The 11822-nt window shown below is 41.1% G+C and carries 7 protein-coding genes and 1 riboswitch; of the genes, 6 read left to right on the forward strand and 1 reads right to left on the reverse strand.

Annotated elements, in window-relative coordinates; translation table 11 throughout:
• Positions 1-288 precede the first annotated feature (288 nt).
• The 5 genes from M3221_RS21050 (at position 289) to M3221_RS21070 (ending at position 8269) form a co-directional block, all read left to right on the forward strand.
• Positions 289-519, forward strand: a complete 231-nt coding sequence (locus M3221_RS21050) for a hypothetical protein (protein WP_251273655.1) — start codon at positions 289-291, stop codon at positions 517-519.
• A gap of 82 nt (positions 520-601) precedes the next feature.
• A complete protein-coding gene (locus M3221_RS21055) occupies positions 602-4252 on the forward strand; it encodes a multicopper oxidase domain-containing protein (RefSeq protein ID WP_251273656.1) in 3651 nt (1216 codons plus the stop codon).
• Positions 4253-4735: 483 nt separating this feature from the next.
• Positions 4736-5524 (forward strand): PAS domain S-box protein, encoded by a 789-nt coding sequence (locus M3221_RS21060; RefSeq protein ID WP_251273657.1) that lies wholly within the window; start codon positions 4736-4738, stop codon positions 5522-5524.
• Between the two features lie 1445 nt (positions 5525-6969).
• Positions 6970-7053, forward strand: a riboswitch (cyclic di-GMP riboswitch).
• A 23-nt stretch (positions 7054-7076) separates the two neighbouring features.
• Positions 7077-7631: a L,D-transpeptidase gene (locus M3221_RS21065; RefSeq protein WP_311316160.1), complete on the forward strand. Its 555-nt coding sequence runs from the start codon at positions 7077-7079 to the stop codon at positions 7629-7631.
• 293 nt (positions 7632-7924) lie between these two features.
• Positions 7925-8269: a hypothetical protein gene (locus M3221_RS21070; RefSeq protein WP_251273659.1), complete on the forward strand. Its 345-nt coding sequence runs from the start codon at positions 7925-7927 to the stop codon at positions 8267-8269.
• Between the two features lie 290 nt (positions 8270-8559).
• Here the strand turns inward: M3221_RS21070 and M3221_RS21075 are convergent, their stop codons facing one another.
• The gene (locus M3221_RS21075; protein WP_251273660.1) at positions 8560-8970 is read right to left on the reverse strand and encodes a YndM family protein; all 411 of its coding nucleotides are present in this window, start codon (positions 8968-8970) and stop codon (positions 8560-8562) included.
• 1741 nt (positions 8971-10711) lie between these two features.
• On the opposite strand from M3221_RS21075, the gene M3221_RS21080 reads away from it, so the two are divergent.
• The gene (locus M3221_RS21080; protein WP_251273661.1) at positions 10712-11524 is read left to right on the forward strand and encodes an STAS domain-containing protein; all 813 of its coding nucleotides are present in this window, start codon (positions 10712-10714) and stop codon (positions 11522-11524) included.
• Positions 11525-11822 lie beyond the last annotated feature (298 nt).

An 11822-nucleotide genomic window follows, 5' to 3' on the forward strand; every position in this document is an offset into this window, starting at 1 on the left:
GTCACTCTTGCTTTACAATCTTATGGCTGTATAGCTGAAATATTCCTGTAAATAAACAGCTCACCCCATTCATCGTTAAATAACATCGATTAAAAGAGCCAGGATAACCATCATTGGTATATAGCGTTGGTTCTTACAATTTCACTACGCATATATTTTATTGAGCCACGAAGAATATGTCATCCATTTATCACATACATTCCTTTATTGTTTGAAACCTAACCTTTGTTTCGATTGCAACCCAAATTTCCGCCCACTTTAGAACAAGAAGAAAGGAAGTGTAACAGAATGGCCCATAACCGTTTACGTTCCAATGATATGAATGTTGCCCATGACATGGCACTTGTAGAGCATTTTAGGGCAGCCATTGGCATGAAGACCTTTATACTGACTCCTTCCTATCCATTTATGTTTGTTGGCGAAATTGTTTCCATGGTAGGGGATCAAGTCGAGATATTCGCTGAAACCACACATTTTTGCTCAACTGGAAAAACGAAACTGGCTGATCCATGTCCATAATATCGAAGTGTTTTATATCGAGTTTCCCGGTGATCCGCGCATCCCAGAGTTAAATGACATGCTGTAACAAGGAGGGAAAACGATGATAAGGCGCTATCATGTGGTGGCCATTCCGATCCGCATTGTCGTCAACAATTTTGGCGACCATAACCCGGATGGACGAATGTACGTGTTAAAAGAAAACGAGGCAAAGGTAAAAGAATTGGTCCGTAAAAATCCCTTTACCCCGGTAGAACTCATAGAGCCGCTGACCATTAGAGCCAATGAAGGAGACACAGTTGAGATTCTGTTTGAAAATCAGCTTCCTTTTGCAGCAGGCATGCATTTTCAGGATCTTGATTATAACGTGCTAACCTCAGACGGAGCCAACGTTGGCTTTAACCCAAGCTCACTGGCTGAATGCGGTGAAAAGCTTCTTTACAAGCTGGATGCTACGTATGAAGGAATTTGTTTTTTCACTGATGTCGGCAATGTATCAAGCACCGAAGAGGGATCCAGCATCCAAGGCCTTTTCGGTACATTGCTCGTTGAAAGAAGAGGTTCCTGGTGGACCGATCCTGTCACAGGCGGACCGATCAACAGTGGTGTTTTCGCAGATGTCCATCACCCTTTTCTTCCCTCCTTCCGTGAGTATGCATGGTTTTTCCATGATGAAATGGAAGTGGATGATTTAACGGGCAACCGGCCGCTTAACCCGATGACCAATCAGGAAAGTGAATCCTTTCACGGTTTGAACTATCGATATGAACCACTTCATAACCGCCTGAAATTGATTGAAGAAGGCGTCGTATCTCCCGAGCTTGAAGGCGAGGAAGTTCATCATGACTCCTGGGTATTTGGCGACCCTGCCACACCGATTTTGCGTGGCTATCGGGACGATCCTGCCGTTGTCCGCCTGATTCATGCAGGCTCAAAAGAAACACATGTGTTCCACTATCATGTGCATCAATGGCTTAGAGATCCTGGAAACATTAATTCAGAGATTGTGGATGCGCAGGCAATCAGCCCGCAGTCTCACTATAGTGTTCAGCCTTTATACGGGCTTGGCAGCATGCAGGGGGCAATTGGGGATGTGATTATTCATTGCCACCTCTACCCGCATTTTGAAGCCGGCATGTGGGGGATAAACCGTATCTTTGACACCCTCCAGGACGGCAGTCAATGCTATCCAAACGGCACCCCGATTGCCCCGCTTCAGCCGCTGCCGGACCGTCCCTGCCCGCCGTGTCCAACAAAAGAAAAACCAGGGTTTCCTAACTTTATCCCCGGTAAGGTTGGCTGCAAAGCGCCGAGACCGCCGCTTGGCATTGTTGGCGGACGGGGCATGACGGAACTCGAAAAAAATGCCGCCGTACCGAATGCAAGACCAGGGGCCGTTTTTGCTGATTCCTGTCTGGGAAATCCGGTTGTCCTGGAATTTAACGTGTCCGTGATTGATCTTCCGCTTGTTTATAACAAACAGGGCTGGAACGATCCAAAAGGAAGAATTTATGTAAAAGATGAAGATATTGAGGATGTGCTGTCCGGAAAAAAAGAGCCGGAACCGTTAGTCCTGCATGTGCCAGCCGGTTCTTGTGTCAGGATAAACTTCACAAACCGGCTGTCTCATATTCTGGATGGAGATGCCTTTCAGCTGGTCACACGAACCTATGAGGTGGGCTTTCATGTCCATTTTGTAAAGTTTGATGTTCTTGTGTCTGATGGTGCAAATGTAGGCTGGAACTATGACAGTGCCATTTTGCCGGGTGAGACTGGCCGGTATGAATGGTATGCGGACACCGAATTAAAAGCTTTTTTCTTTCACGATCACCTGTTTCCCGTTTCTCATCAGCAGCATGGGATTTTTGGTTCGTGTGTCATCCAGCCTCGATTTTCTACATTTTTGGATTCAAGAACGGGTGAGGAAACAGATCATGGTACACAGGTTACTGTTGCCCATCCTCTTATTCCGGATTACCGCGACTTTGCGTTATTTGTCCAGGATTTCGCCTTGCTGTTTGACAAAGACGGCTGTCCCATTCAGCCACCGCAATTTCCAGGTTCTTTGGAGGACCCCGGTATTTTTGCGGTCAATTATAAAAATGAACCGCTGCAATTCCGGCTTGGGAAAGACTGTGATCCAGCCTATTCCTTCAGCTCCTATGTGAATGGAGACCCCGTTACCCCTATTCTGCGGGCGTATGAAGGAGATTCCATCCGTATCCGGCTGCTGCAGGGAGCTCATGAAGAATCCCACAGTTTTAATGTGCATGGACTAAAATGGAAATCAGAACGGCCCAGCAACGATGCACAGATCCGTTCGCAGCAGCATATCGGCATTTCAGAGTCATTTACATTTGAAATGGATATTCCAAGAGCAGGGGATTATTTGTGGGCTTTTGAAACAGAAGAAGATATCTGGAACGGCACATGGGGACTTATTCGCGCTTATGACCAGGAAGTGGAGCATCTCATTCCTTTGCCTGACCGGCTTTTGCCGGAGCCAAGAACAAAACCGCTGCCCGAAGTAACCGGAAAGCCGCCGGCTCTAGCCGATCCACAGTCTACCCTGCCGCCTGAAGCACCACATAATCCGCCGGTTCGAAAGTATAGTATTGTTGCGTTTCAAACACCTATCGTATACAACTCGTTTGGAGACCATGATCCGTATGGAATCGTGTTTGCTTTAGAAGAAGATGTTGAGGACATTCTTCGCGGCAAGAAAAAGCCAGATCCGCTTGTGCTTAGAGGAAACGCTGGTGATCTTCTAGAAGTCACGCTGACGAGCCGTCTGAAACCTGATTTATTCCCATTCCCTGATGGCATTCATCCTTATCCGCCAGTAAAAGAACAGGCCTTTTATCCGCCGTCTCTGCGTATTTCCCTGCACGTCAATATGCTTGATTATGATGTGACCACTTCAAGCGGTGATACGGTCGGATTCAATCCTGATCAAACAGTGGGACCTGGTGAAACCATTACGTACCGCTGGCATGTACAGGATGCCATGGGTACCTGTGCCATGTGGGATATGGCCGACTTACGGAATCACCGCTCCTTTGGAACGTTCGGTGCTTTTATTGCGGAGCCGCGGTTTACAACATACCACAACCCTTATACGCTGGAACCTGTCCGAACAGGCACAAATGTGGTGCTCAGGAACCCGTTTGGCAGTGAATACAGAGAATTTGTTTTGGTTATGCATGACGGTGTTCGTTTAGAAGATAAGCACGGCAAAGTGATTATCGATCCACTGGACGGCGTCATTCCAGAACCTGATCCTGAAGACGATGAAGTAGACACCTATGATTTCGGGTCACGCGGCTTCAACTATCGGACAGAGCGGTTAATTAACCGTTTTAGAAAATATCCAGTTTTAGGTGACTTATTTAGCTCAAAGGTTCACGGTGATCCGGCCACACCTGTTTTCGAAGCATATCCAGGTGATCCTGTCGTTATTCGGCTCACTACTCCATCAGAACGCAGAAGAGCCCATACATTTCATCTGCACGGCCATAATTGGAAATTTGACCCGAGAGATATTGAATCCCGTATTGATTCATACACCGGTCATATGGTTGCCGGTGTCACAGAAGACCTGCTTTTAATTGGCGGTGCTGGAGGAACGTATAACTATCCAGGGGATTATATGTACCGGGCCGGCAACATTCGCTGGGATATCGAGCAGGGCATGTGGGGGATTATTCGGGTCCATGATAAAATCCAGCCTCATTTACCTTCACTAGATAAATGACATATGAATAAAGGACTGTCAAAGACAGTCCAAAATAAATTGATACGAAAATTGTTTAGTTTTACACCCGTTTGGACAAAAATAAATAAGGGAACAGAAGCACGTTTTTTCTGTTTTTTCTTTTTTTGCCGGCCCCCGAGACAGCTCCGGGGGCTTCTCTGTTTTTACTCCTGCTTCACTAAATATATTAATGAGGTTCTACATTAAATTTTTCAGCTACTCGCCGGTATCCGCCCATTTCACTTGATAAGTAAAGTTCAACCGCCTTCAGCTTAACTTCTGCAGAATAAGTTTGTTTTCTCCCCATATAAAAATCCCCTCCAAGTAGATAGTAGCGTTGCTTTCTTATAACTGTCTACTTAAAGGGGAGCATATCGGATAATTTCAGTATGATGCTTCACAATTCCCCTTAATACACACAAGACAAAACAAGTGTATAATGAAATCCAGAACCTTCTACGTCATAAAACAGGAGTAACTTTTATGAGTGACAATATTTCAGACATTGATTACAAACAAGTAATTGAGTATGCTTTAGAACCTTTAATTATTCATTCACAGCTAAAAATTATCTATGTTAATCGTGCAGCCGAAATATTCTTTAGGGCTTCAAAAGAAGAAATTATCGGAGCAAGCCCTTTAGATATTTTTAAGGAGTCATCCAAATCAGCAATAGACAAAAGAATACAAAATGCTTATGAACGGCCAGCTAATGTAATTGAAGAAACAATATATCGAATGGATGGTACAACAGTTGATGTAGAATTATACTGCCATCCTGTGTTACTGGGTAATACAAAATCTATCCAGACATATGTAAGAGATATAACAGAAAGAAAAGCAGCTGAGAAAAAACAAAAAGAAATGATAAGTCAAATAAACGAGTTATCATCAACTATAGTTCCAATATTGGAGGGGGTTGCGGTACTTCCTTTATTGGGTGCTTTTGATGAAGAACGAGCAAGACAACTTTTAGAAAGAGTCCCAGAAAACGTACAAAAACAAAGTATAAAGTGCCTAATTATAGATTTCTCTGCTATTTATAACTTAGATTCTCTTGTAGCGGAATATATTTTTAAAATTAGTACCGTATTATCGCTGCTTGGTGTACGTTCTATCATCACAGGTTTAAGACCCGAATTAACCTTAGTTGCCGTACAACTAGGTATAAATTTCAATTCCACACCCACTGTTTCAACTGTAAAAGCTGCACTTCACTTACTAGGTGTAGAGCACAATGAAGATTCATTAATCCAAACGGAAAACAAGTAAAGCAAAGAATGTAGGAAGCAATGTGACGAAACATTGCTTTTTTTATTTTTGGATTTATCTCTTCAAATAACCTGCACCATTAGTTGAAGAAGAAAAGATGGAGTAAATATAATCTTGTTTATATTTACTCGTTTGTTTTGTACGTGATCTTTAAAGGCTTATCAAAATGAATAAGATATATATTTTCATTCTGTCGCTTGACAAGATTAACTATGAATAATTCCATCTTATGTCAACTCTAAATCCTAGAGAATCCGCGTCGCATCAGCGTTTTTCCGTTATAGGATTGTTCCTTTTGATAATTGGAAAGCCGTTTCGTTTATGCAGGACACGCCTTTAGCCGTTGGTACGGCTGCATTTGGCTATGTATATTCGTGTTTGATGGCGCGGACAGCTGCGTGTAGCCGGATGTGCAATCGGACGGGCAAACGCTATATAATCATACTGCCGGAAAACTGCAGCACACCCTCGACTTTTTTAAGCGTAGACGGCCCAGGCCCTCACTACACTTGTAATCGGCCCGCTACCGTCCTGCAGCACGGATTTAATACCGTGTGGTTTAAGTTCCTATAACAACAGGAAAATAACGCAGAACACGGTTTCACGTTAAACCACCTACCCTATATCTTGTCTATTGTCGTGGTGCTATTCCCACGGCCTTTTTTATACGGATTATTGAACATTGAGGCAGCCGGCCTACATCGTTTTTAATACGAGGCATACGATAATTTAACGGGCGGTAGTGATGTCCATGTGAACCTCCAGCAACTAGCGAGTGGTCAACGCATACGGCGGTTTATACGTATATTCTTCTCTGAGTACCGATTAAACATGGCGACATTTCACCACTCGCATATCTACCATCGTTTATTGCCGCGGGGCCTCCCGCGGCCTTTTTTGTGTATTCGGTTTATCTTCGCATCAAAGCAGGTAAACGTTATCATGTGGCACACACTTGCCACATCTCCTAAACTCTATATAGTTCGTCTTGTTCGCTGCGGAGTCGCGTCCGCAGCCTTATTTGTGCGCTATTACAGGCGACTTTCGATCGAGCCTACTTATAAAAACTTAATTGCCTCAATGACGCAAATCATTTTGTGTTGCATCAATTGCAGTTCCAACTACATTCATCACAATCGTTGATGCAACACTTAAAAATACTTTCTCTTTTTATGGAAACTTTAGATTCAGACATAATTAACCTCCATAAATTTAATAACCTAACTATACCGTCTAGACGTTTTTTGCAAATTAAATAATTTTCCTTGTTTTTGGGCGGTAGCTGGCTGGGGGTGCAAGGGCGAGCCAGTGCATTGGATAGATCAATAAAGCGAGTTACTACATTTACTTTTTTTACCTAAAATGTAATCATTTTTTATATTTAAATTTCGTCACATTTGAAAATTTCGTAATATAATTGTAATAATATATTTTTTAAAATTTTAAAAAGATAAAGGCAAACCATTCAAAAGATTGGGACGCAAAGCTACAGGTCTAAGGTTTTAAACTATGATGGCTGGGTTGCAAAATCATAGGAGTGGTATATTTGTTGATGAAAAAGTTATTCAAAAACCTATTTGTAGTATTAACGTCATTAGCACTGGGCATAAGTATTCTAGCCACGAAAGCGGAAGCTAGTAATGAAAAAAACAATGACCTTATCATAGTCAACAAAGCTTATAATAAGATGGTGTTTATTAACGATGGGTTTATTGAAATGGTTGCACCAGTAGGGACAGGCCGCACATGGGATCTCACCCCTGTCGGGCAGTTTAAAGTGGTGAATATGGTCAAAAATAGACCTTATTACAAAAAAAATATCGCTGGTGGTTCACCAAATAATCCTCTTGGCGCACGATGGATTGGCTTCAGTGTACCGGGAAATTGGGGAACAGAAACAGGAAATGTATTTGCACTCCACGGAACCAATCAACCGGCCTCTATTGGTGGTTACGTTAGTTCTGGATGTATCAGAATGTATAACAGCGATATTATTAAGCTATATGATAAAGTCGCTAATGGAACACCCGTGACAATTACTTATTCATACAAATCATTTCAAGCATTGGCAAAAATGTATGGCTATTCGATAAAAGGTTTTAGGTAATTCTAGAGCGGCTTATATTTAGGTCGCTCTTTTTGTGCGTTCTTCTCTTGTTTTTGGCCGATAGCTGGCTGAGGTTGTGGGGACGAGCCCCAGCATTGCGTAGATTAATAAAGCTTACGATCGGCAGCACAGGCGATTTTTGGCGGCACACTGGCCGCAGCAAGCTCATTCCATGTTCCTTTATACAAATTACCGCTTTAAAATTGTCTACTTTCTTTATTAACCTGTCAGTAAAGTGTTTGGCACTCAAAATGAATTTCGCGCAATAATGTACTTATGCAGAAGATCGGCTTGTGCGCAAAGTTTTAGGGTATTGGTATTTCATCGTACCGGGAACGAATGATACATTCAGCTACATGGAAGGGATCTATACACATAGGTTAACACCTAACTACTCCATTGAAGTGGGCAAGCGCAGCACGAAGCCGGGATATGCGGTGCTCAATCTGTCTACATTCTACTCCGTTACTTATCAAGTGATGGATCTGCTTTATCAGCAGGTTCCACTGGCCAATCTATATATGGAACGATTAAAGGACCGTTGGATCATTTATATAAAAGACGTACGGTTAACTGGTGTTTCGGTTGAATTAGCTGACTTCATTAAATGTTCGGCTCAACAGGGGCGTGTATATTAAGGAAGGGCTGCGAAAAAGAGAAGAACAGAGAGAATTAAGACCTTAGCGCCTAACCCCCACAAACTCGAAGATTTTGAAGAAGAATACGGTGCTCATTTTTTGTTCAAAACCAGTATCTGAACCTGTGTTTGAAAAAGATTAACAGTAAGACCAGTGAAAAAGCCCGTCGAAAGTTCTCGAACGGGCTACTTCGTTGTTCTATTTAGGTTTTTATTCATTAGCTTGTAAAATAAAAGAATAGAATCTCTTATGATAATGCGTGCTGCCATAAGAATCTCCTACTTTACATATTACTCGATACGAGAGTGAGCACGTTTTTCATCAAATACATGTCTATCAAGATATTTATGGAAGAACCACTCACCAACTGCTATAGCAATCGCTGAGATAAAAGAAGCTGCTAGAACATCTCCATCATTGATAAATAGTGATTTACCCATAAGCCAAACGACAAAGAACGTCAATACTGCATCTAATACAGTCGCCATACTATTTCTCTTGGAGTGATCTGCATTACGCTCACGATCGTCACCTGCTTTACGGAATACAAGCAAGTCCCCAACGACATAAGCGAGAATTGTAAGAACAGCACTGATAAGGAGCGTATCACTGAACTCTCCGTCGTAAATTCCAGTGAGTACAATCCCAAGTACGACTGCGACCATCACAAATTTAATAATAAGTGCTTTTACATGATCCATGTTCATTTCCTCCTTTTTCTTTAATGCTCAATTAATACCCCAAATAGAAATAATAAACACCTACTTTGTTTTTTAATATCCTTGGTATGAAAAAATTTTTTAAGATTAACTAGTCATTTTCCTGTACCTATCCTTTACAGACAATAAGCTGCATGTGACCGACCTTTCCGAACGGTCTCATGCAAGTATGAGGAGTCTTTTATCTTTTTCGTGTTGGGAGTGCTTACGTTCTTCCCAATGGTAAAGTTGCATACGGGATACAACGACTTGTTCCGTAATTTCTGAATAGTTTACGCAAGATAATATCGTTCATCTAGCGGTGGCCTGTTTGCTGCGTTCTTTCTTACATTTTGTCCTCTGTTTGATACCACTGTTAATTTCAATGCGTGTAGTTTCGATGTTTATATGTCGGTAAATTTTTTTCTTTTGTGGTTTACCTTCTTATAACAGTGGGTAAGTAAATAATGTGGTAACCACACCACCTCCTGATGATTTTTTGTTTGCTACATATTGATTACTAGTTGCTCTTTGCTGCGGATCTTACCGCGGCCTTTTTTATGCATAGCGCCCATCGCGACATTATTTTTGCTCTGTTGTTTATAGTTTGGTTAAACAGGTAATGCTAAGCATGGTTTTCGAGTACCACCCAGCCTCTCATTACTCTTTTCTTGCTGCGGATGACATACTGCAGCTTTTTTTTATTTATGGTTTGATTTACTGACAGAATGGGGAACAAATAAACCATGTAGCTAAGGGACACCTCATCAGCCCTAAAAAGTTACATAACTCCATGCCATTTGCCACGGATTTGCTTCCGTGGCTTCTTTATGCTGTCAACTCTAACTCCTGGATTACATGATGACTATCTTCATAAACAAATCGATCTAGGCTCTTATTCAGCATACTATTGTAGAAGCGGTCAAGTTACGGATATGCTCCGTTTTTGTACGTATAAAAGCCACTAATAGAGCGCTCACACAGACATTCTCAACGTCTTGTTTATTAAACGCCGTACTTATAGTTCATGTTTTTTGCCTTATAAACGCCGTACATCTTGCTCACAAGCAGCTCCTCTCAGCCAATAGTTGACGATATTAGTAATTTGAAGAGTCGGAAAAACGTAAGTGCCGCTGCAGGCTTGTGTAAAAATACATTTTGTATGCTTTTAACCACGCCTCGCTTTGGACTAAAAGTTATCACTATTTATAAGCAGTTTTTAAGCATTAATTTGCGCAATAGGAATAAAAGAGGCTTATGATTATCTCGTTCACAATCATGAGTCACTTTTTTATTCAATATTTTATTAATAAATTGTATAATTATAAAAAGTTCTCATTTCGAGAACTCTCTTGGGAGGGCTAATATGGATGACGCCATGTACTGCCTTGCAAAGGATTCTGTTGATTATTATGTGTATGGAAACACCGATGAAGAAGGAGAGTGAGCTAACCTCCTTCTTCCCTTAAACAGCAACAACCTCATTGCGGCTCTTTTAATAAAATTTATGTATTTCTTCCTAACAAAACACAAGCTACTATTTATATTGGATTACGAATTAAATTTTATATTTCACTTTTTAATTAATGCATCCCATTAGCTGAAGGACAAAAGGCAGTTAAACACTAATAACACACGCCATAAGGTAAAACCTATCGAGACATGAAATATTAATTTTCTTAGTAATGTGTTTAATAAAAATCAGCAAAATTCTTTGAAAGCACCTACAAAGGGGGAAGACGAAATGGGCGAAGCATTTAAATTACAAGAATTTCTCGAAAAAAACAGCCAGAAGTTTGAAGAAAAGTTATTAGACGAGGCTGTCAATGTAAGAGACAAAATTGATGAAATTTTATCTATTGGCAATATTGATCTTGTGAATAATGCCCATAGGGTGGTTGCTTATATTATTAACGGGCAAGAAAAAGAACTTGAATTGTTTGCAAAGCAGGAAGGTATAGCATGGGCCACCCACTCCATTGACCTATCCTTTAAATTAGAGTGGGTGCAAGCCATCCGCAGGACTCTGTGGAATTTTATAAAACAGTATAACGACTTAACAGGTGAACAGGTAATATTAAACTTTTTTCGTTTAGAGAAAGAAATTAATAATCAAGTGGATTCGTTTCTAAATGCCTTTTTTATTAGTTACTCTACATATAAAGATTCCCTGATTAAAGCCCAAAGAAAGCTGGTTGAAAATCTGTCTGTTCCTATTATTCCAATCAACGCCTCTGTTTGTATCCTCCCTGTGATTGGTTCGGTTGATACGTTCCGAACGTCTATCCTTGAGGAAAAGGTTTTAACCGAAATTGGGGCATCACATATCCAAACTCTGATCATGGATCTGTCAGGAATCGCAGATATGGAACCTCAGGTCATTCATCATTTAACGAAAATTATTGATGGTGCTTCCTTGATGGGATGTCACACAGTCATTACAGGATTGAGAGCAGAAGTAGTACGAAAAATGATCCATACAGGACTCTCATTTGATCCTGATACAAAAACATTAGGTACACTGCAGCAAGCATTAAAAGAATATTTAATAAGCTAGCCGGGATTTTAGATATCTTAATACGACAATCTATAGGAAATGAAGTGCTGCTAAATCCCTGTTTAAGGGGTATGTCTTTACTTTACCTAACCTACCCGCTAGCTCAATAAGGCGCATTAAAAAAAGCCCAGATTCTAAATATCTGGGCTTTTCAAATACAACAAAATATCATGATATGCTCCCCCTTAAGTGGACAGTGTAGAAAAGCAACACTACTGTTTACTCAAGGGGGATTTTAAATGGCGAAAAAACAAACATACTCTGTAGAGCTTAAACTGCAGGCAGTCGAACTGTATAT

This window comes from Domibacillus indicus (assembly GCF_023715895.1).
GTDB lineage: Bacteria > Bacillota > Bacilli > Bacillales > Domibacillaceae > Domibacillus > Domibacillus indicus_A.